Here is a 19,478-nt window from a genome sequence, read left to right on the forward strand (position 1 = left end):
TTGACTTCGGTCCGAGCCCCTTGGCGTTCAGAGCGCACGGTACAAGACCCGTGGAAGCTATGGCCCCACTCAGAGATAATCCAATCGTCATGCTCCCAGCAGTGCCCTGAACATGACCTACTTGGGCTGACGCCGGAATGCATGGTGCCACTCCCAAGATACACCACGTCCAGTGACACGATCTTGGGGCGATGGACGAACTCACTGAGCCAATGTTACTTCTCAAAGGAGATGGCTCTGAAATAAGACTGGTTCAAACCTAGTTGCAGATCGTGGACGTTCAATAGAAAGTTCCAACAATATACTACAGAAAATTGCTATAATCCCGTGTATAATTCACTGCTTTAATAAAAGCACGGAGATGCAATCGTTTTTTGATCTTACACTAACACCATAATAATTCAGATTATCTTGTAATGACAATAGAAGTTCGTCAGTTGCGCTACGCGGTAGCAACGGCCGACGCGAAGAGCTTCGCGCGGGCGGCGGTAATGCTCAACGTCAAACAGATCACCCTCAGCAGGCGGGTGCAACAGCTTGAGGACTACCTCAATGTCAAAATGTTCGAGCGATCGACACGCGGCGCTGAGCTGACCGAACATGGTCAGGTCTGCGTCGAACTTGCGCGGCGAATCATTACCGATGTCGATAACCTCAAGACCATAGCCCGTAACGTCAGCTATGGCCTGCAGGGCAGGATCACGGTCGGTTTCTGCACGAGTCTAATGTCTGGCAAACTCAAGCTGGCGATTTCGGACTATCTGACGAAGTTTCCGGACGTCCAATTCGACGGTGAAGAGGCCGGCCCGGATGAATTGCGGCACGGTCTGCACCTAGGGACAATCGATCTTGCGGTTTGCCCGATCGGCCTCGAAGAGGAAGGTCTGGCATCGCGTCCAGCCTGGGCCGAGAGAATACTTGTGGCCCTCCCAGTCGACCACGAACTGCTGGCAAGGGATCGCATCTACTGGCAGGATCTTCGCCGGGAGGTTTTCGTTGTGCAGGCTGGCGGCTTGGGTCCGTCGTTCGGCAACCTCATCGCTGCGCGACTGACTGAGCAGAGCAAGAGTCCCGCGATCATCCGCCAGAACACCAGCCTTGAGAGCGTGATCAGCATCGTGGCGGCCAAACGCTTCATCACGATCGCGACAGAAGCTTCGCAGGGCGTGAACTGGTCCGACATCGAGTTCCGCGAGATATTCGACGCCAATGGCCCAACCCGGCTCGACTATGCGTTCTACTGGCGCGACGGCAATGCCAATCCGGCGCTCAAGCAGTTCTTCTCGATGATCAGCGAGCGTTATCCCGGCTGAGCCGAGCGGCGGGTTTTCGCGAAGCTCCGATCGGTCGCAATGAACCGCTCGATCATCGGCGGGATGAGGCGTTCCGGAGTCGGCGCGCCCTTGGCATCGCCGCCATTCAGTACGGCTCCGTATTCCAGCAGCTCACGGTGCAGCCGCACCGACACCTCGACCGTCAACCGGACCGGCTTCTCGTCTGCGAGATCAGCCAGTTTCAGCCGGGTCATTGCCCATCACCCAGCACTAGGTCACGCGTGACCAGTACCCGCACCGGGTATCCGGGCCGGATGGTCAGCGTCGGTCGGACGTTCAGTTCGCGCGAAACGATCTGCTCGCCTGCACGGTTGATGCTGTCCTGCGTTCCGCGACGGAATGCGCGGGCAAGGTTGCCGTCGTCACCCGAACCGAACTCTGAACCGGCACCGAGTAGCGTCGAGACCAGCGCGGCCTTGAGCACGCCGCCCCAATGGTAATCGGTGCCGTCCTGCAGTCCGGCAAAGCCGCGCGGGTCGGCAGCTGGCTGGCGTTCGAGCACGATCGAACGACCATCGGGCAGGATCAGCCGGTTCCAGGCAAGCAGCACCCGGCTTTGTCCGAACGCGACATCGGCGTCATAATCGCCGATCAGGCGTGAGCCCTGCGGGATCAGCAGGATGCGGCCCGTCGGGCTGTCGTAGACGTTCTGGGTGACCTGAGCGGTCACCAGTCCCGGCAGGTCGGAGCGGATGCCGGTGATCAGCGCAGCGGGAATGACCGAGCCTGCCTGCAGGATCGAAGATGATGCGAGTCCGGTCAGCCGTTCGGCCGACACCGTGCGCCGATCGCTGGCCCGTTCCAGAAATGCCTGCTTTCGGCCCGCTTCGGTTTGCGGCGCGGCAGCGGGTGCGGCCGCTCCACCATCGGCGGCGGGCGGAAGTCCGGCCAGTCCTGCCACACCACCGTTCGTTGGCGATCCACCACCGAAGAACAGGCGACTGCCGCGCGCGGCCTCGCGTTCCTGCTCGGCGCGTTGGCGGGCTGCATCGGCGGCAGTGGCTGCCGGGTTCGACGGCGAGACTGGCGGCTGCGCGCCGATCGGCGGCAAGGCTGCGACATCGCCGCGCCGCTGGGCATCGAGGATCGGCTTGCCGAGGTCGCCGGGAAGCGGCGGACCGAGCTTGGGCACCTGGCCGTAGTCCTTGGGCGCGCCCGCGAGATTGTCGGCCACCGCAACGCCGTCGGTGTTGTAAAGCTCTTCCGTACCCTTTCGTCCAGCAGGCTGGAGCGCGTAGATCAAGGCGCCGCCAACCAGCGCAAAGCCGCAGGCCGAAGCAATGCCGATGGCTTTGCGCGACAGGCGCATCACGCGCGGTGGATCGCCGCGCAGCTTGACTGCATCGCCGGGATCGACGGACGGCGCTTCGGGGCGTTCGTCCTTGTCCTCGACGGTCATGCCCGCCCCCTGCGATTGGAGACGATCCGCACCGTCTGCTGGCCCTTGCGTCCGCCGAGCCGCAGCTCGGCGCGGGCGAACAGCCGGTCGACGATCACGTAGCGGCCCGAGACGCGGTAATTGACCAGTTCGGCCTCGCCCTTGACGCCGATGACGAACAGCGGCGGCAGCTCGCCTTGGGCGATGCTTTCCGGAAACTCGACGAACACCCGCACCCCGTCGTCGAAGGCGCGCAGCGGCCGCCACTCGGGCCGGTCACCCTCGATCGCATAGCGGAAGTTGAGCAGCGACAGATCCACGCCCGCCGCGACCGGCGCAGCACGCTCGGCTTCGGCGCGGGCCTGGCGCAGCGCGATCAGCTGGTCCTGCGGATAGGTCCAGGAGACCGAGGCCATATAGACCGACGGATTGGCACGCAGTTCGAGATGATAGGTCCGCCGGTCGGTATTGATCACCACGTTGGTGGCGATGTCGGGGCGGATGGGTTTCACCAGGATATGGACCCGGGCGGCGGGACCGATCCCGCTCACCGTGTCGCCGATCATCCAGCGCACGGTGTCGCCGGCGGCAACTGGGCCGGAGCCGACCAGTTGCTCGCCCTCCTGCAACGCGATGTCGGTCACCTGACCGGGCTTGGCGTAGATCTGGTAGAGCGCGCCTTCGGTATAAGGGAAGACCTGGATCGCATTCACGAACCCGGTGCGCTCGGGCTGAATTCTTGCGGCCTCCATCGCCGCCCCCACCCTGTCCTGGAGAGTGGGGCGACTCTGGGACGGGCGGGAGCGGCCCGCGGCGTGGGGAGGGAGGCGCCGCGGAAGGGACTGGAGCTGGCCGGGAAGCGGTAGCGGCACGGGGATCGCAACCACCTCGGGCTTGGGATAGGTCGCCTGCAGTGCCTCGTTGGGTACCGCAGGCGATGCAGGCTGGTCCTTGGCCTGCGTGGGAGAAGCGATTGCAGTGCTTGCGGCCAACAAGGCCACGACGAAGCGGCGATTTGCCGCGAACTGATTGCTGATCATGATCCGAGTTCCTTCGACCAGTTGATGGCGTTGACGAAAATGCCGAGCGGGTTCTTGCGGACGGCATCGGGCGTGCGCGGGACCTGGACGACGATGGTCAGGATCGCGGTCCAGCGACTGGTTTCGGCGAGGCTACCGTCACGGTAACGGCGCTCGGCCCAGGCGACGCGGAAGCTGGTTGGTGAGGCGCGGATAACGCTGGTCACGTCCACCCCGACCTGTTCGCGGCCGATCAGGGCGAACGGATCGTTGGTTCGGGCATAGTCGTTGAGCGCGAGCGCGCCCTTGTCGGTGGCGAAGTCGTAGGCGCGCAGCCAGTTCTGCCGAACCACGATCGGATCGTCGGGCACGGCGCGGACCTGCTCGATGAACCGCGCGAGGTGGAATGCGATCTGCGGGTCGCTCGGCGTAAACCCGGTATCGGCGGGCGCGACGGCCTGGGCCTCGCCGAGCCTGTCGACCTGGACAACCCACGGGACGATCGACCCGCGTGCGCCCTGCCAGATGATCCCGGCGGTGAGGCAGGTCGAAAGACCAAGCGCGCCGAAGAAGGCAAGCCGCCAACTGCGCGCCTGGACGCGGGCCGAACCGATCCGGTCATCCCAGACCTGCGCGGCGCGCTGATAGGGTGTCTCGGGTTCGGGGGTCTTGCCGTAGCGGATCGAGGGTCGTCGGAACATGGATCAGTCCTTTTCGGAGGTGTCGATGGAAGCCCCGCCGCCGTGGCTGTCACCGGACTTGAGCGTGTGGGCGGCGATGGTCGCGCCATGCGCTAGGGTTTGCCGGTCCTTCATCGCCTTGGCCCAGGCGGGCTGGCCTTGGTCGGGATCGGATGGCGGCGCGGTCGGCGTGTTGGGTCCGGGCGTAATCGTGCCGCCGGTGTTGGTGATCGCTGCGCGGCTGCCTTCGCGGAACGATTGGCGCATAGAATCGCCTGCCTTGCGCAGCGGCGAAGTGGCCGCACCGACGGCAGCGTCGCCGACAGCGGCCATGCCGGAACCGACCGCGGATGCGCCCGATTTGCCGGCCGAGCCGAGCGCATAGGCCATGGTCGCGCCACCAGCGGCCCGCGATGTGCCGTGAGCGACGTTGGATGCAGCACTGGCGACCGCGCTACCCGCCATGCGGGCACCGGCCACGGCGCCGGCCGCTGCACCACCGGCCAAGAGCGCGGTTCCAGCGGCTGCGCCAGCGCCAAGCTGGGGGCCGCCCGAGACGATGCCATTGGCAATACCTGGGCCGAATATGCCGAGCCCGAGCAGCGACAGGCTCGCAAGCACCACCGAAAGCGCGTCCTCAATGGTCGGTTCAGGCCCGATCGCGCTGGTGAACTCGGAGAAGATGGTCGAGCCGATGCCGACGATGACGGCGAGCACGAGCACCTTGATGCCGGATGAGACGACATTGCCCAGCACACGCTCAGCCATGAACGCGGTCTTGCCGAATAGGCCGAACGGGATGAGCACGAATCCGCACAGCGTCGTCAGCTTGAACTCGATCAAGGTGACGAACAGCTGGATCGCGAGAATGAAGAAGGCGATGATGACGATCGCCCAGGCGAGCAGCAGGATCACGATCTGGAGGAAGTTCTCGAAGAAGCTGACGAACCCCATCAGGTCCGAGATCGCCTCGATCATTGGCTGTGCGGCATCCATGCCGACCTGCGCGACCCGGCCCGGTTGCAACAGCTCGGCGGCTGTGAACCCGGTGCCGCTGGCCTTGAGGCCGAGCCCGGCGAAGCTCTCGAAGACGATGCGCGCGAGGTTGTTCCAATTGCCGATGATGTAGGCGAAAATTCCGACGAACAGCGTCTTCTTGACAAGCCGGGCGAGCACGTCGTCGGCCTCGCCCCAGGACCAGAACAGCGCGGCGAGCGTCACGTCGATCACGATCAGGGTGGTCGCGATGAACGCGACCTCGCCCGAGAGCAGGCCAAAGCCGCTGTCGATGTAGCGCGAGAAGATGTCGAGGAAGCGGTCGACGACGCCGGTGCCACCCATGTCAGAGGCCCTTTGCTGGTTGGAGTTCGGGTGCCGGAGCCGGGGCCTCACCGGCATCGAAGGCGGGATCGCTGGCAGGTGCGCTCGCTTCGCCGCCTTGCCCGAGGAATCGCCGCCGCTTCTCGGCCCAGACCGCCTGGCAATCGGGCGCGGACAGCGCGCGTTCGCCCATGGCCGCGCAGGCCCGTAGCTGGGCTGGAAGCGGATCGCCGTCCGGTTCGAATACCGTGATCACTTCGGGCAGCGGATCCGGGCGCTCTTCGCGCAGCTGGAGCACGGACATGGTCAGCGCGATGGCGACGAACGCCCCGGCTCCGATCCGCGCGAAGTGCTTGGTGTCCATCGCCTCAGTTCCGGAACATCTGGGCGGTGGTGGGCACATAGCCGCGACCCGGCGCGAGGAACCGGCGCAGCTGTTCACGCGCTTGCGCCTTGGCCGCTGCGGCATTGGCGGCATCGAGCGACTGGGCGCGGCCAAGCGCCGCGACGGTGGCGGTAAGGTCGGCAAGCTGCTGCGACTGGATCGCGAGCAGCTGGTTTCCGGCCTGGGCGGCCTGCAGCGCGCCGGTCGCCGACTGGCTCGCCGTGACGATCGTCTGCACGGCGCTGCGCGCACCCTCGATGTTGCTCACCGCGCCGGCCTGGACCTTGAGTGCATCCTCGAAGGCGGCGACGCTGTTCTTCCAGCGTTCCTCGGCGCCCTGGACCATCTCGCGCTGGCTGCCGGTCAGGCTCTGGGCGGAATACTGCCGCGCGAATTCGCGCTCGATCGCCTGCACGTCGAACGAGATGCGCTGGGCCTGCGCCAGCAACTGCTGGGTCTGGCGGATCTGCTGCTGGAGCGGGTCGAGAATGGTGGTCGGGAGGCTCGCGAGATTGCGGGCTTCGTTAATCAGCGAGGTCGCCTGGTTCTGGAGCTGGCGGATCTGGTTGTTGATCTGCTCGAGCGTGCGCGCCGCGGTGAGCACGTTCTGAGCATAGTTCGAGGGATCGTAGACGATTCCGCCGAACTGGGCGTAGGCCGGTGCGGGCACCAGCGCGGTCGCGGTCATCGACAGCGCGGCGGCGCCAGCGGCGAAAAGGTGGCGAAAACGGGACTTCATGGCGGCTACTCCTTGGGTTGGCCCATCTGGGCGGGGGGAACGGGATCGGGGATCGGCAGCATGTCCGCGGCCCAGGCGAGACCGCGGTGGCGCAGCCACTGGCGCGCGAAGTCGGCGGTGCCGTGTGCTTCGGTGATTTCGCCGATCGTCAGCTGGTCGGCCTTCGATGAGGTGGCTGTGAAGGCGAGCGCGACTTCGCCAAGGCCCAGTTCGAACAGACGATTGCCGCGTGCCGACTGGCAGTAGTAGTCGCGCTTGGGGGTCGCCCGGGCGACGATCTCGATCTGCCGGTCGTTGAGCCCGAAGCGGCGGTAGATCGACAGAATCTGCGGCTCAACCGCGCGCTCGTTGGGCAGGAATATCCGGGTCGGGCAGCTTTCGATGATGGCGGGCGCGATCGCCGAGGTCTCGACGTCTGCGAGGCTCTGGGTCGCGAACACCACGCTCGCGTTCTTCTTGCGCAGCGTCTTGAGCCATTCGCGGAGCTGCGCGGCGAAAGCCGGGCTGTCGAGCACCAGCCAGCCCTCGTCGATGATGATCATCGTCGGCGAGCCGTCGAGTCGTCCCTCGATCCGGTGGAACAGATAGGAAAGTACGGCGGGCGCCGCGGCCGAGCCGGTCAACCCCTCGGTCTCGAAGGCCTGAAAGCTCGCTTCGCCGAGATGCTCGCCCTCGGCATCGAGCAAACGACCGAACGGCCCGCCGATGCAGTAGGGCGCGAGCGCCTGCTTCAGTGCCTGCGACTGCAGCAGCACGGCGAGCCCGGTCAGCGTCCGTTCGGAAACGGGTGCGGTGGCAAGCGAGGTCAGCGCCGACCACAAGTGCTCCTTGGTGACCGGATCGACGGTGACGCCTTCAGAGGCGAGGATTGCCTGGAGCCATTCCGCCGCCCAGTTACGCTCGGCGGCTTCGTCAATGCGCGCGAGCGGCTGCAACAGCACAGCGCTTGCACTGTCTTCTGAGAGACTGGTGCCCAAGTCCTGCCAGTCACCGCCACAGGCGAGCGCGGCAGCTCGGATCGAGCCCCCGAAATCAAACGCGAAGACTTGAGCGCGATCGTAACGCCGGAACTGCAACGCCATCAGCGCGAGCAGCACCGACTTGCCCGCACCGGTCGGGCCGACGATAAGCGTATGGCCGACATCGCCGACATGGAGCGAGAAGCGGAACGGGGTCGAACCTTCGGTGCGCGCATAGAACAGCGGGGCGGCGCGGAAATGCTCGTCGCGTTCCGGCCCGGCCCACACCGCCGAGAGCGGGATCATGTGCGCGAGGTTGAGCGTAGAGATCGGCGGTTGCCGGACATTGGCGTAGACGTGTCCGGGGAGCGATCCGAGCCAGGCTTCGACCCCGTTCATGCCTTCGACGATCACCGTGAAATCGCGGCCCTGGATCACCTTCTCGAGCAGACGGAGTTTCTCGGCCGCGAGGCTGGCATCCTCGTCCCACACCGTAACTGTGGCGGTGACATAGGCTTGCCCCACATGATCGGCGCCCAATTCCTGCAGCGCCGCATCGGCGTCGGCGGCCTTGTTCGAGGCATCGCTGTCGAGCAGCGTCGATGCTTCGTTGGTCATCACCTCTTTGAGGATCGCGGCGACCGACTTCCTCTTGGCGAACCATTGCCGACGGATCTTGGCGGTCAGCCTGGTCGCATCGGTCTTGTCGAGCATCACCGCGCGGGTTGACCAGCGATAGGCGAAGGCGAGCCGGTTGAGTTCGTCGAGCAGACCCGGGAAGGTGCTGCTGGGAAAGCCGACCACGGTCAGCGTGCGCAGGTGGGCGCGACCCAGGCGCGGTTCGAGCCCGCCGGTCAGCGGCTCGTCAGCGAGCAGCGCGTCGAGATGCATCGGCACTTCGGGAACGTGGACCCGGTGGCTGCGGGTCGAGATGCAGCTGTGCAGGTAGGTCAGCGTCTCGCCGTCGTCGAGCCAGGCGACTTCGGGCACGAAGCCTTCGACCAGTCGCAGCAGCCGGTCGGTGCGGTCGGTGAACTGGTCGAGCAGTTCCTTGGGGTTGATCCCCTTCTCGGCCTTGCCTTCGTAGAGCCAGCTTTCGGCGCGGGCCGCATCTTCGGCGGGTGGCATCCAGCACAGGGTCAGGAAATAGCCGCTCTCGAAATGTGCGCCTTCCTCGGCGAACTGCGCGGCGCGTTCGCGCTCGACCAGTGCCGAGGCAGGATCGGGAAAGTCGCTGTCGGGATAGCCCTGCGCCGGGCGGCGCACCGCCTCGACGAAGATCGCCCAGCCCGAGCCCAGGCGGCGCAGCGCAGAATTGAGCCGCGCGGTCGTTGCAATCAGTTCGGCGGGCGTCGCGCTGTCGAGATCGGGACCGCGAAAGCGGGCCGAGCGCTGGAAGCTGCCGTCCTTGTTGAGCACCACGCCGGGTGCAATCAAAGCCGCCCAGGGCAGGAAGTCAGCGAGCCGGTCGGCCTTGTTGCGGTATTCGCGAAGCGAGAGCATCGGCTCAAACCCTCAGATAGGTGGGAAAACGCAGGTGCCGCCGCGCGACATCGACGAACTGGGGATCGCGCCGCGCCGCCCAGACCGAGACCGCATGGCCGAGCGCGAAGATCACAACGCCGGCAATCCACAGACGCAGGCCGAGCCCGATCGCGGCGGCCAGCGTCGCATTGGCGATGGCGAGGCCGCGCGGTGCGCCGCCGAGCAGGATGTGCTCGGTCAGCGCGCGGTGAACTGGGACCACGTAGCCGGGGACAGCCTCGGGCGGTGCGGTCTCCATCAGACCAGCGCTCCGCCGCCGAACGAGAAGAACGAGAGGAAGAACGAGGAGGCGGCGAAGGCGATCGACAGGCCGAAGACGATCTGGATCATTCGCCGCGCGCCGCCCGAGGTGTCGCCGAAGGCGAGCGCGAGGCCGGTGGCGATGATGATCATCACTGCGACGATCTTGGCGACCGGCCCCTGGATCGATTCGAGGATCGACTGGAGCGGTGCTTCCCACGGCATCGACGAGCCGGCGGCATGGGCGGGCGCGGTGAGGCTGAGGGTAACGAAGCCGCCGAGCACAGCGGCGGACAGGCGAGCACGGGCGCGCGAAATGGACTGGATCACTTGGAAGTTCCTTTTACTTGGGGGGTTAGGGACAAGATGCGGTAATCGCCGCGCTCATCGAGCCCGGTGACTTCGGCCAGTTCGGCAAGCCGCCGTCCGGTGCCGTCGCGAACCAGCACGGCGATTACGTCGATGGTCTCGGCAATCAGCGCGCGCGGCACGGTGACCACGCTCTCTTGGATCAGCTGCTCCATCCGCCGAAGCGTGCCGAGTGCAGATCCGGCATGAATCGTACCGACCCCACCCGGATGGCCGGTGCCCCAGGCTTTGAGCAGGTCGAGCGCTTCTGCGCCGCGCACCTCGCCGATGGGAATGCGATCAGGCCGCAAGCGCAGTGCGGAGCGAACCAGGTCAGAAAGCGTTGCCACGCCGTCCTTGGTGCGCAGCGAAACAAGATTGGGCGCGGCGCATTGGAGCTCTCGGGTGTCCTCGATCAGGACTACCCTGTCGTCGGTCGTGGCGACTTCGGCGAGCAGGGCGTTGGTAAGCGTGGTCTTGCCAGTTGAGGTGCCACCAGCGACCAGGATGTTCTTCTTGTCGCCAACCGCGCGGGCCAGCGCGTCAGCTTGCCACTGCGCCATGATCCCGGAGGCGACGTAATCAGCTAGCGTGAACACCGCGACGGCGGGCTTGCGGATCGCGAAACTCGGCGCGGCCACGACCGGCGGCAACAGCCCCTCGAACCGCTCCCCCGTATCGGGAAGCTCCGCCGAAACGCGCGGTGCCTTGGCATGAACCTCAGCCCCGACATGGTGCGCGACCAGCCTGATGATCCGCTCGCCATCGGCTGCGGACATCCTGCTGCCTGTAACGGCGATCCCGGCACCCAGCCGGTCGATCCACAGCCTCCCGTCGGGATTGAGCATAACCTCGATGACCGAGGCGTCTTCAAGCCAGGCGGCGATCTCCGGCCCAAGCGCCGTGCGCAGCATGCGCGCTCCGCGCGATGATGCTTCGGACCGGATCGGAATGACGCTCATGGGATGCCCCGTTCAAATGAGGCAACCGACCGCCGACTGCACTCGCGAGGCAGATCAAAGAGACATCAGAATGGGCAATGGCAATAGGTTGTTGCAGTCAGTGTAGTGTGGCGAAAAGGCAGAAAGATTAGCGTATCGCCAGTCTTTGCGGACGGTCCGGAACGGCGGCTTAGAATATACGATTACGGTAAGCTCCCGTTCAGCTCGCGGAGAGGGAAGGTAGCAAGCGAGATCCCTGGCGACGTCAGTGGGCGAACTTAATGGTGGGGGGGGGAACTAAAACGGAACACCTTGCGCAAGAAGGGCTAGTTCGATAACGTTGACAATCAGATCAGGAGGTTCCCGGCAACGATCAACAACAGCCCTCAGGCGTACGCCCGTCAGCAATTCAGGACGGAAATCATATGATTCCGTTCTTTTCTTGGTTGAGGCGGAAGCGCACGCCGCCCGCTGCTGCGAATCCAGCGCCTCCGCGCCCACCGCATCAGGTGGATTTGCGGCGCGCCATCAACGCCATTTCAGACGTTGTGCAGAACCGCCCGCGTCCGCTGCGTGAATTCGACCAGATTCATATGAAATCCGGCGACATGGTCTTCCAGAGCGAGATCGTCGCCGATTGGGCTGATGGCAAGCGGCTCGCATTCATTGGTGACGGCGACGCGATTAGCGTCTGTGTTGCTTACTTACACGCAAGCGAGGTCCTGCCTTTCGGACCCGCGCACATCACGGTCTTCGATTTCGACGAGCGCACCGTCAACGCTGTAACTCGCTTTGCGGAAGCCGCGGGCATCACTAATCTCGACGCTCAGCTCTATAATGTCCTCGACGCGTTGCCCGATTTCGAACAGTTCGACTGCTTCTATACCAACCCGCCTTGGGGCGCCTCGAACAACGGCGAGAGCGTCAACATATTCGTCGAGCGCGGAATAGAGGCGTGCCGTCACGGCGGTGAAGGCATGATCGTGATCGCCGACGACGATGAACTTGACTGGCCGAAGCAGGTCCTCGCAAGTGTACAGCGTCGTGCTGCCGAGAAGGGCTATTATGTCTCGAAGATGCAGCGCAAGCTCCACGAATATCATCTGGACGACGCGCCTGACCTGCGGTCCTGCAATCTCTACATTTCGGCGCTCCCAGGCAATCAAGCGCCCGCGCACCCAAGCAGCGCGATCGACGATCCTGTCCGTCTCGAGCATTTCTATGGTCGCTCGAAGGAAGCCCGAGTTCACTATGTACTAGAGCGCCATCGGGTCAATTACGGCAAGGCGCATGATGACGAATATGAGCTCAAACTGTTCGGAGATCGCCCATGAACGCACCCTATAGGCCCGGCGACGGCATCTTGTTCATGAAGGTCGGCGTGCATGCCCGCGAGAGCCTTGAGGACATCATCGAGCGCAAGGACAAGGAGATCCGGGACGCAGGCTACGCCCTGTGGGGCTATGGCGGAAGCACTTGTCATCCGAGCACCATGGTTCAGCCTTTCGGCGAGGCGATCGGAGCGCGAGGCGGTGTCATCGAACTGTGCATGGAAGAAATCAATTCCAAGCACTTCGCTGACCCTGTCAGCGCAGCAGAATATTCGATCGATGGTACCGAGTGGCACAAAATCCCTGAGGCGATCAGTGTTCGTGGCTCGCGCTACGCGCTATGGATCGACGATCTGCGCAAGGCCGAATTCCAGCTGCCGCTTAACCAGACGCAAGTGCCGATCGGCAATAGCATGGGGCGTAATGGCGGGCGGTATATCAAAGGGCGCGTCGACAAGGCATGTCTTGAGATGCTCGATCGCCCCGAAATTCCGAACGATGTGCCGCTTCGCAACATTCCGATCAGCCTCGTTGCGACACTGCGTAAACCCTATGCGGTGTTCCTACGCGGCCAGCGCTGAAAGCGCGGCATCACTGATCAGGAGCTGTCCTGCGATTTTTGCGAGGTCGCCAAGATAGCTCGCAAGACAGGCATCGACCTCCGCGGCCGGAATGGTTCCCTCACGATGGCAGGCGAAGCAAATCGCGGCAGACCGGTCGGCACCGGGTTCGCAGCAGATATGTGAACGCAGTTGACCGATGCCAATCCGCGTCCCGATATGCCGCAGCAGCGACTCAAGAGATGCGACGCGGCCTGCCAACTTATCGGGCGCGAGCGCAGCCAGCGCGACTATGGCGCGCTTGTCACCTGTGGCCAGCAGCGCAGCGCCACGGTGTAAAAGGATAGCGGCGAGCTGGCTTTCGCCAGTGTCGAACTGAAGGTCTGCCTGATTGGCCGCCTCTTCAAGTGCCGCAGCCGCTTCGAGCTCTTCCTCGGTCGGCTCAACCAGCATGAGCGATTCGCACAGGCTGGTGAAGGCGGCCTCGGCCGCCGCAGGATCCAGGAGGCCGATCTTTCGGAGCTTGCGCCGAATAACGAAGGAGGCGACGCCTAGCATGGCTGGCGGACCGGACGCAGTTGTCAGGCACACCGTCAGCGGGCCACCGAGCTGCCACGCCGACATCTTGATGAGAACATCGTTGTCGAGCAACACTCTCTCACGCATCCGGAAGCCCCATGACGCTGCGGAGATAGTCTGACGCGTCGTCGGTGAGAGCATCCCATCCGATCTGTCGCGCAGCGACGCCGTTGACCTCCTGCCAAAGCGGGCCAATATCAGGGTATAGCATGTTCAACGCGGCCATTGCGACGGGCCAGCTTTGCCGCCGGTAGGCAAGACAAAGTGCGAGCGTGCCAGGATCGATCCGGTAAACCGGTGCCGCACGGCGCACCGCCTGCGCTAGCGTTGGCGCGTTAAAGTCATCGATGCTTGTCTCGATCGTGGGGTCGGAACTACCAGTCAGGACGGTCAACGCATAACCGTCGGCCTCAAGCTCCTGGCCGTCGCGTTCAGCAGCCGTTGCTGGATCTTCAAGGTCGACCAGCGCAGGGGCACCCACGAGATGGCCGAGCATAATATGCGCAAGCTCGTGGGCTAGGGTGAAGGCAAGTTGGGCGGGAAAGCGTGCTTCATGCCCGAGTAGGATTGCGAAACGCCCGTTCGAGTGGACGACCATCGCATGCATTCGTTTGGCATCGAGGGGAAAGACCCGCAAATGGATAATCGGAATTCCAAGTGCCCAGCAGGTCGAAACCAACCCGGCGAGGTCCGCAAATGGGCGCCTGGCGAGCAATGCCTCGCGCAGCCGCGCGGCGTCGATCGCGCCCATCGCGGGACCTTCTGCAACTGATTGGAGTAACGACTTGCCGATCGCCATCCCGAACGAGGTCATGGCGGCCCGAGCAGCTTCGTCCTCGGCGGTCAGATGCTTGAACCGTGCCTCGTCGTTCCAGACAAATTCGACGCGCTCGCCGAGCAGGGGCTGGGAACGTAGACCGAGCCGGCGTGCTAGCGCAAACCTGAGTTCGGCGCGGCCAGAAGGCGAAGCCGCGAGCGCGCCGTCCCACCAGGTCGGCCACGCTGCGTCGATCGCGGCCTTGCTGATGCCTGCGCGGCGCAGTTCTTCTGTCAGCTTTTTGCGTTCCGCGTCCAATCGCCCTGCCAATCCATTGCTGGTGGATGCCTAGCACCAAGAGAACGAAAAGGGAACCGTGAAGTTATACCGGCAGCTCATCATCATGGAAGAGCGCTGGTCGGTCCTTCAGGCGGGCGGCCAGCAGTTCCCAGGCGGTCGCGGATGACGACGACAGATTGTCGAGTTCGATCTTCTCCTTTGGTCCGATCAGGACCGGATCGCAGAGGCGGACCCAGTATCCCTCAACGAGATCGGCAGTCATACTGACCTCGTAGGATGCATCATCCCGTTGGGCCGCGACCTGACGGAGGAGTGCGGTGACCTGCGATGCGCCCACTGGCCCACCGCGCTCTCCGACATTGCGGAAGGCCTGGGGGTCAAAGCGTGCACCGCCACGGTCGATCCGCAGGGGATTATCACTGCGGCACATGAGGGCATAGTGCGAACGTTTGCGGCCTGCCGAGCTGCCCGCCCGGCTGGTGACGACCGATGCCGCCGGCAACCGGCGAGGCGTCCCGGCGGCGTCGTAATAAGCGCGCCAAAGAAGAAGGTCCTTCGCCTCTGCATCGATCTGCTTCGGCTTGGACTTCATCACCGAGAAAATAGCGCTGACGGGCTGCTGCATCATTGCGAATACAGGGGCGAGCCGCGACGGTGCATTGCCAACCCCCCAGAGGAATAGGCCTCCGTTCGCTTGGCGCTCAAGCTCCTTGCGGCAAATGATCGCGTCTAGGGACTGACCGGCCTCAGCCTGCATCCGTGACCAGCAGACCAGCGTGTCGTCGGCATGGGCATGGGTGGGACGGGCTGCCGGTACGATAGCCCCCGGATGATAATTCATGCGTCCCTCCGAAAGTTGGTCGCCGCTAGAGTGCTCATCTCAAAAGTGACGGGCGTCGAGTCAGACCGTATCCGCCGCGCGTCAGGCCGCCCGCGCAGGCCAAGGTTTGCTGGGGCAAGGGCAGCGTCATCTGGCGCTCGCCTTTCCCGGTGCTGCAAATTGCAAGTCGTGGACGGCCATGGAAAAGTGCGGCTGCTTTTCGCTAGGAATGTTCGAGCGAATATCGCGAAGAAGTTCGCCGACATTGAGCACGAAGGCGAAAGCTTGCTGCCCGCTACCCAGCAGATGTTCGTGCAGCTGCTCACGGTTGCGAAAGCCCACGTCGCTGCCGTCGCTGACCACCCAATTCAAGCCGCCGGCAGGAGACTCCCCATCCGCCCAGAAACTATCGTTCGAGAGACGCTGTGCTATGCTCTTCAGGCGGGCGAGTTGAACACCCGTGTCGCGAAAACACTGGATCATCCTCGCGACGAGAAGATCCCGATAGGAATAATAGCGGACACGACCGCGTGGATTGTCGGCGGAGCAATAAGCGGGCTGCAGGAATCCGTGGCGCTTCAGATAATCGATCATCGGCATGGACAACCCGCTAATCGATTGAACCTCGGTCACGCTGAAACCATTGAGGGCGTCTTTTACCTTCGGCATACAAATTTTAAATCATAAATCAGATCAAAATTCAATTTTAAAATAGGTACAAGGCGCCGCTGATTTGGCAACCGCATTGGTGGTGAAACGCCGCGTTTGACCTATGAAAGTGACGCCGCTTGCATTTGGCGTTCCCGATTTGATGAACGACCGGGATGTCGGCGGCGAGGGTCTGAAGATGAGGAGGCATTGAATGGCAATCACTCGAACGGGGAGCGGGTAAGCCCGGTGGTCGAAGCGCCGTTCCAGCGCACGTACCCCACATATCCGTTGCTGGCTTTTTGTGGAGGACACCCGAACTTCGTGCCAAGCTGAATAGATCACTAGACAAAGGTGCGATCGGGATGGCTTATGACTGGAAGGACTATCAGGAAGAAACGGCTGAGTTTTTCCGCTCTCTCGGGTTGTCTGCTGAAACTGACGTAAAGCTAACGGGCGTTCGAACTACGCATGATATCGACGTGGTGGTTAAGTCGAAGCATGTTGGCTTTGAAGTGCTTTGGCTTGTTGAATGTAAGCGGTGGAAATCAGCTGTCTCCAAGCTTCATGTTTTGGGCCTACGCGAGATCGTGAACGATCTTGGTGCCGATCGAGGTATCCTCTTGTGTGAAGCAGGATTTCAGGCCGGGGCGGTCGAAGCCGCAAACCTTACGAACGTTCAAGTCACCTCACTAGCGTCACTGTCCATCGAGACGCGCCAGGACATATCTGCCATGCGGCTACGCGAACTCTATGATCGCGTTGAACATTGCAGTGATCGCTATTGGGAACTCGACAAGCCGTATCGAAAGGCAGTTGGACTTCGGCCGGATCTGGCGGAAGTGGGTTACTCTGGAGCCCGCGTCGTAGATTTTTGCCGTGAGCTTTTTTCGCGAGCATTCAGGGGGCTCTACCCCATAGAAACCGGCCATCCTGGGATGTTTGTGCGCCAGGGCCTGCCTTCAACTTATCCCGATATTGACGCGGTTTTGGAGGTCGTGGATTCTCTGACGGTGGAATTAGAAGGCAAGCTGGATGCGGCTTATGCTGGTCTTTCCCTCCCGAAAAAATAGGTTGCTTGGCGTGAACCGACCACAACGAACGCCGCTGCTCGCGACGGACGATGAACGAGCGACAGGTATTTCGGCGCACAGATTTGGCCGTTAACCTCCGACTTGTTCGGGGCCATCGCCATTAACCCCGAAAATCCCTCAACCGCGACCGCCCTTCCAGCCGTCGCGCGAGTGCCTCGACAAATCCGTCATACCGCTCCTTCCCCTGTGCCTGCGCAGCCGCCAACGCACTATCAGGGAGCGGCGGATTGGCGGTCAGCCAGAACCGAACGAACAGCGCCAAGGCCTCAGTCGTGATCTCTGCCTGCTGATCGAGTGCGCCAATGCGCCGGTCGATGCGGTCGAGACGTCGGCTCAGCGCGGCTTCGAGCTGCTCGGGATTGTCGGGTGACATGAACGAGCGAAGCGCGGCTTCGACGATATCCGGCTGGCCCACCCTTTTGCGCGATGCGAACTCAGCGAGTTGGTCGATCACATCGGGCGGTAAACGAAAGGTCCGTTTGAGCTTCACATGTCGATCCCGTCACCCAGATCGAGCGAGGCTTGCCGGGCACTGCGCTCCATGGTGCGGCGTATCCGCTCGTTGTTGGCTGCGGCCTGATCGTCTTCGGCACCATCGGCATCGGAGAACTCGAACTCCGCCGTTGGTGCCTTCGGCTTGGCTGTAATCTCGACATGCTCGGGCAATTCCGGTTCGCGCCGCAATCCGCCATTGGCAGAATCGAGCTTACGCCAATGTTCTGCGGCCAACTCGGGGTCGGCCTCGATCGGGGGAAGCGCACTCCAGTCGTCGGGCGAGCGAGGAGCCTTTGCCTGGCCGCAGCTGGCCGGTGCTTTGACCACACGGGCCTGAAGCCGGCGATCCATATAGTATCGCGCCTTCTTGGCCTTGATCGGCGGGGCGCCGGACATCAGCACGACCTCATCGGTCTCGGGCAGCTGCAGAACTTCGCCAGGGGTCAGGAGTGCCCGCGCTGTTTCCGAGCGCGAGATCATCAGGTGGCCAAGCCAGGGCGACAGGCGGTGCCCGGCATAGTTTTTCATCGAGCGCTGCTCTGTGGTCGTACCGAGTGATTCCGAGACGCGCTTGGCGGTGCGCTCGTCGTTGGTCGCAAAGGCGACGCGGACATGGCAATTGTCGAGGATGGCGTTGTTCTGGCCGTAGGCGCGCTCGATCTGGTTCAGGGATTGCGCGATCAGGAAGGCCTTGAGGCCGTAGCCCGCCATGAACGCCAGCGCGCTTTCGAAGAAGTCGAGCCTGCCCAGAGCGGGGAACTCGTCGAGCATCAGCAGAACGCGCTGGCGCTTGGTCTTGGGATCGAACTCTTCGGTGAGACGGCGTCCGATCTGGTTGAGGATCAGCCGGATCAGCGGCTTGGTCCGGCTAATGTCGGATGGCGGCACGACCAGATACAGCGACGCCGGTCGGCCCTCCACGAGATCGGCGATCCGCCAATCGGAATGACTGGTGACCCTGGCGATTACGGGGTCACGGTAGAGCCCGAGGAACGACATCGCGGTTGAGAGCACGCCCGACCGTTCGTTGTCGGATTTGTTAAGCAGTTCGCGCGCGGCGCTGGCGACCACGGGATGGGGGCCAGCCTCGCCCAGATGCGGGGTGTCCATCATCGCATGGAGCGTGTTCTCGATCGTCTCGTCGGGGTTGGAGAGGAAGGCGGCGACGCCGGCGAGCGACTTGTCGGTTCCGGCATAAAGCACATGGAGGATCGCGCCGACCAGCAGGGCGTGGCTGGTCTTCTCCCAGTGATTGCGCTTTTCTAGACTGCCTTCGGGATCGACCAGGATGTCGGCGATGTTCTGGACGTCGCGCACTTCGTTGATGCCGCGGCGCACCTCGAGCAGCGGGTTGTAGGCAGCGGAGTCGAGGCTTGTCGGATCGAAGCGCAGGGTACGGCTGAAGGTGCTGCGGAAGCCCGCGGTGATGTCCCAGTTCTCGCCCTTGATGTCGTGAACGATGGCCGAGCCCGGCCAGGTGAGCAGGCTCGGGATGACGAGGCCGACGCCCTTGCCCGAACGAGTCGGCGCAAAGCACAGCACATGTTCGGCGCCGTCGTGACGCAGGTAGTTGTTGTTGAACTGCCCGAGCACCACTCCGCTGTCGGCAAACAGACCTGCCTTGCGGATATCCTCGCGGGTCGCCCAGCGCGCGGTGCCATAAGTATTGGCATTGCGGTTCTCGCGGCCGCGCCAGACTGACATGGCGATGGCGACCACGATGGCGACGAAGCCGCCCGATGTTGCGATCATCCCGCCCTTGTCAAAAATCTGCGGCGCATAGGCGTCGTAGGAGAACCACCACCAGAACAGGTCATAGGGCCGGTAGACCGGATGGCCGAACAGCGAGAACCAGGGCGTGCCCAGCTCGGGCTGGAAGCCGAGCGCCGAGGCTGTCCACTGGGTCGCCGACCAGACGCTGATCAGGATGATCACGAATACGGCCAGCACCTGGCCCCAGAGGATCTTCGCTGCGGACAATGGCCATGCTCCTTTCCGTTTCGAAA

21 protein-coding genes are annotated in these 19,478 nt (G+C 63.2%); 4 read left to right on the plus strand and 17 right to left on the minus strand.

Going from position 1 to position 19,478, the window contains the following annotated elements:
* The first annotated feature begins 416 nt into the window (after positions 1-416).
* On the plus strand, positions 417-1,313 hold the full coding sequence (locus B2V17_RS07085) for a LysR family transcriptional regulator (protein WP_292996581.1): 897 nt from the start codon (positions 417-419) through the stop codon (positions 1,311-1,313).
* Here the strand turns inward: B2V17_RS07085 and B2V17_RS07090 are convergent.
* From B2V17_RS07090 to trbB, 11 genes are read right to left on the minus strand one after another with little or no spacing between them, the layout of a single operon-like run.
* Positions 1,301-1,528: a DUF2274 domain-containing protein gene (locus B2V17_RS07090; protein WP_292996583.1), complete on the minus strand. Its 228-nt coding sequence runs from the start codon at positions 1,526-1,528 to the stop codon at positions 1,301-1,303. The two genes, B2V17_RS07085 and B2V17_RS07090, sit on opposite strands and share 13 nt — an antisense overlap.
* Complete coding sequence (locus B2V17_RS07095; RefSeq protein ID WP_292996585.1) at positions 1,525-2,733, minus strand: TrbI/VirB10 family protein; 1,209 nt, start codon at positions 2,731-2,733, stop codon at positions 1,525-1,527. The genes B2V17_RS07090 and B2V17_RS07095 overlap by 4 nt, the downstream gene beginning before the upstream one ends.
* Positions 2,730-3,752 (minus strand): P-type conjugative transfer protein TrbG, encoded by a 1,023-nt coding sequence (gene trbG / locus B2V17_RS07100; protein ID WP_292996587.1) that lies wholly within the window; start codon positions 3,750-3,752, stop codon positions 2,730-2,732. Before trbG ends, B2V17_RS07095 begins: the two co-directional genes overlap by 4 nt.
* On the minus strand, positions 3,749-4,432 hold the full coding sequence (trbF, locus tag B2V17_RS07105) for a conjugal transfer protein TrbF (protein ID WP_292996589.1): 684 nt from the start codon (positions 4,430-4,432) through the stop codon (positions 3,749-3,751). The genes trbG and trbF overlap by 4 nt, the downstream gene beginning before the upstream one ends.
* A gap of 3 nt (positions 4,433-4,435) precedes the next feature.
* Positions 4,436-5,752 carry a P-type conjugative transfer protein TrbL gene (trbL, locus tag B2V17_RS07110; RefSeq protein ID WP_292996591.1) on the minus strand — a complete coding sequence of 439 codons (1,317 nt, stop codon included), beginning with the start codon at positions 5,750-5,752 and terminating at the stop codon, positions 4,436-4,438.
* Position 5,753: 1 nt separating this feature from the next.
* Complete coding sequence (gene trbK-alt, locus B2V17_RS07115; protein WP_292996593.1) at positions 5,754-6,095, minus strand: putative entry exclusion protein TrbK-alt; 342 nt, start codon at positions 6,093-6,095, stop codon at positions 5,754-5,756.
* A 4-nt stretch (positions 6,096-6,099) separates the two neighbouring features.
* The gene (gene trbJ / locus B2V17_RS07120) at positions 6,100-6,855 is read right to left on the minus strand and encodes a P-type conjugative transfer protein TrbJ (protein ID WP_292996595.1); all 756 of its coding nucleotides are present in this window, start codon (positions 6,853-6,855) and stop codon (positions 6,100-6,102) included.
* Between the two features lie 5 nt (positions 6,856-6,860).
* Entirely contained in the window at positions 6,861-9,317 is a 2,457-nt protein-coding gene (trbE, locus tag B2V17_RS07125) for a conjugal transfer protein TrbE (protein ID WP_292996597.1), read from the minus strand.
* A 4-nt stretch (positions 9,318-9,321) separates the two neighbouring features.
* Positions 9,322-9,597: a VirB3 family type IV secretion system protein gene (locus tag B2V17_RS07130; protein ID WP_292996599.1), complete on the minus strand. Its 276-nt coding sequence runs from the start codon at positions 9,595-9,597 to the stop codon at positions 9,322-9,324.
* Positions 9,597-9,917 carry a TrbC/VirB2 family protein gene (locus tag B2V17_RS07135; protein ID WP_414690780.1) on the minus strand — a complete coding sequence of 107 codons (321 nt, stop codon included), beginning with the start codon at positions 9,915-9,917 and terminating at the stop codon, positions 9,597-9,599. Before B2V17_RS07135 ends, B2V17_RS07130 begins: the two co-directional genes overlap by 1 nt.
* An 8-nt stretch (positions 9,918-9,925) precedes the next feature.
* Positions 9,926-10,909: a P-type conjugative transfer ATPase TrbB gene (trbB, locus tag B2V17_RS07140; RefSeq protein ID WP_292996603.1), complete on the minus strand. Its 984-nt coding sequence runs from the start codon at positions 10,907-10,909 to the stop codon at positions 9,926-9,928.
* 488 nt (positions 10,910-11,397) lie between these two features.
* Between trbB and B2V17_RS07145 the strand changes: the two genes are divergently transcribed.
* Positions 11,398-12,222: a bis-aminopropyl spermidine synthase family protein gene (locus tag B2V17_RS07145; RefSeq protein ID WP_292996605.1), complete on the plus strand. Its 825-nt coding sequence runs from the start codon at positions 11,398-11,400 to the stop codon at positions 12,220-12,222.
* Positions 12,219-12,800: a hypothetical protein gene (locus B2V17_RS07150; protein WP_292996607.1), complete on the plus strand. Its 582-nt coding sequence runs from the start codon at positions 12,219-12,221 to the stop codon at positions 12,798-12,800. Before B2V17_RS07145 ends, B2V17_RS07150 begins: the two co-directional genes overlap by 4 nt.
* On the opposite strand, the gene B2V17_RS07155 is transcribed toward B2V17_RS07150, so the two are convergent.
* The 4 genes from B2V17_RS07155 to B2V17_RS07170 form a co-directional block, all read right to left on the minus strand.
* A complete protein-coding gene (locus B2V17_RS07155) occupies positions 12,783-13,430 on the minus strand; it encodes a hypothetical protein (RefSeq protein WP_292996609.1) in 648 nt (215 codons plus the stop codon). The genes B2V17_RS07150 and B2V17_RS07155 overlap by 18 nt on opposite strands.
* A 7-nt stretch (positions 13,431-13,437) precedes the next feature.
* The gene (locus B2V17_RS07160; RefSeq protein ID WP_292996611.1) at positions 13,438-14,433 is read right to left on the minus strand and encodes a hypothetical protein; all 996 of its coding nucleotides are present in this window, start codon (positions 14,431-14,433) and stop codon (positions 13,438-13,440) included.
* A 64-nt stretch (positions 14,434-14,497) separates the two neighbouring features.
* Positions 14,498-15,256 (minus strand): hypothetical protein, encoded by a 759-nt coding sequence (locus B2V17_RS07165; RefSeq protein WP_292996613.1) that lies wholly within the window; start codon positions 15,254-15,256, stop codon positions 14,498-14,500.
* 126 nt (positions 15,257-15,382) lie between these two features.
* Complete coding sequence (locus tag B2V17_RS07170; protein ID WP_292996615.1) at positions 15,383-15,904, minus strand: MerR family transcriptional regulator; 522 nt, start codon at positions 15,902-15,904, stop codon at positions 15,383-15,385.
* A gap of 344 nt (positions 15,905-16,248) precedes the next feature.
* Here B2V17_RS07170 and B2V17_RS07175 point away from each other — a divergent pair, with 344 nt between their 5' ends.
* Complete coding sequence (locus tag B2V17_RS07175) at positions 16,249-16,956, plus strand: restriction endonuclease (protein WP_292996617.1); 708 nt, start codon at positions 16,249-16,251, stop codon at positions 16,954-16,956.
* Between the two features lie 121 nt (positions 16,957-17,077).
* Here the strand turns inward: B2V17_RS07175 and B2V17_RS07180 are convergent, their stop codons facing one another.
* Both B2V17_RS07180 and B2V17_RS07185 read right to left on the minus strand, forming a co-directional pair.
* Complete coding sequence (locus tag B2V17_RS07180; RefSeq protein ID WP_292996619.1) at positions 17,078-17,467, minus strand: CopG family transcriptional regulator; 390 nt, start codon at positions 17,465-17,467, stop codon at positions 17,078-17,080.
* Positions 17,464-19,452, minus strand: a complete 1,989-nt coding sequence (locus B2V17_RS07185; protein ID WP_292996621.1) for a conjugal transfer protein TraG — start codon at positions 19,450-19,452, stop codon at positions 17,464-17,466. The genes B2V17_RS07180 and B2V17_RS07185 overlap by 4 nt, the downstream gene beginning before the upstream one ends.
* Between the last annotated feature and the right edge of the window lie 26 nt (positions 19,453-19,478).

The organism is Novosphingobium sp. UBA6272 (assembly GCF_002440635.1).
In the GTDB taxonomy this organism is placed as follows: Bacteria; Pseudomonadota; Alphaproteobacteria; order Sphingomonadales; family Sphingomonadaceae; genus Novosphingobium.

Bases quoted from the DNA above. Each gene is read 5' to 3' on its own strand.
- trbG (WP_292996587.1), bottom strand. From the start codon at position 3,752: ATGATCAGCAATCAGTTCGCGGCAAATCGCCGCTTCGTCGTGGCCTTG.
- B2V17_RS07095 (WP_292996585.1), bottom strand. From the start codon at position 2,733: ATGACCGTCGAGGACAAGGACGAACGCCCCGAAGCGCCGTCCGTCGAT.
- B2V17_RS07165 (WP_292996613.1), bottom strand. From the start codon at position 15,256: ATGAATTATCATCCGGGGGCTATCGTACCGGCAGCCCGTCCCACCCAT.
- trbE (WP_292996597.1), bottom strand. From the start codon at position 9,317: ATGCTCTCGCTTCGCGAATACCGCAACAAGGCCGACCGGCTCGCTGAC.
- trbJ (WP_292996595.1), bottom strand. From the start codon at position 6,855: ATGAAGTCCCGTTTTCGCCACCTTTTCGCCGCTGGCGCCGCCGCGCTG.
- B2V17_RS07090 (WP_292996583.1), bottom strand. From the start codon at position 1,528: ATGACCCGGCTGAAACTGGCTGATCTCGCAGACGAGAAGCCGGTCCGG.
- B2V17_RS07085 (WP_292996581.1), top strand. From the start codon at position 417: ATGACAATAGAAGTTCGTCAGTTGCGCTACGCGGTAGCAACGGCCGAC.
- trbL (WP_292996591.1), bottom strand. From the start codon at position 5,752: ATGGGTGGCACCGGCGTCGTCGACCGCTTCCTCGACATCTTCTCGCGC.
- B2V17_RS07150 (WP_292996607.1), top strand. From the start codon at position 12,219: ATGAACGCACCCTATAGGCCCGGCGACGGCATCTTGTTCATGAAGGTC.
- trbK-alt (WP_292996593.1), bottom strand. From the start codon at position 6,095: ATGGACACCAAGCACTTCGCGCGGATCGGAGCCGGGGCGTTCGTCGCC.
- trbB (WP_292996603.1), bottom strand. From the start codon at position 10,909: ATGAGCGTCATTCCGATCCGGTCCGAAGCATCATCGCGCGGAGCGCGC.
- B2V17_RS07175 (WP_292996617.1), top strand. From the start codon at position 16,249: ATGGCTTATGACTGGAAGGACTATCAGGAAGAAACGGCTGAGTTTTTC.
- trbF (WP_292996589.1), bottom strand. From the start codon at position 4,432: ATGTTCCGACGACCCTCGATCCGCTACGGCAAGACCCCCGAACCCGAG.
- B2V17_RS07170 (WP_292996615.1), bottom strand. From the start codon at position 15,904: ATGCCGAAGGTAAAAGACGCCCTCAATGGTTTCAGCGTGACCGAGGTT.
- B2V17_RS07130 (WP_292996599.1), bottom strand. From the start codon at position 9,597: ATGGAGACCGCACCGCCCGAGGCTGTCCCCGGCTACGTGGTCCCAGTT.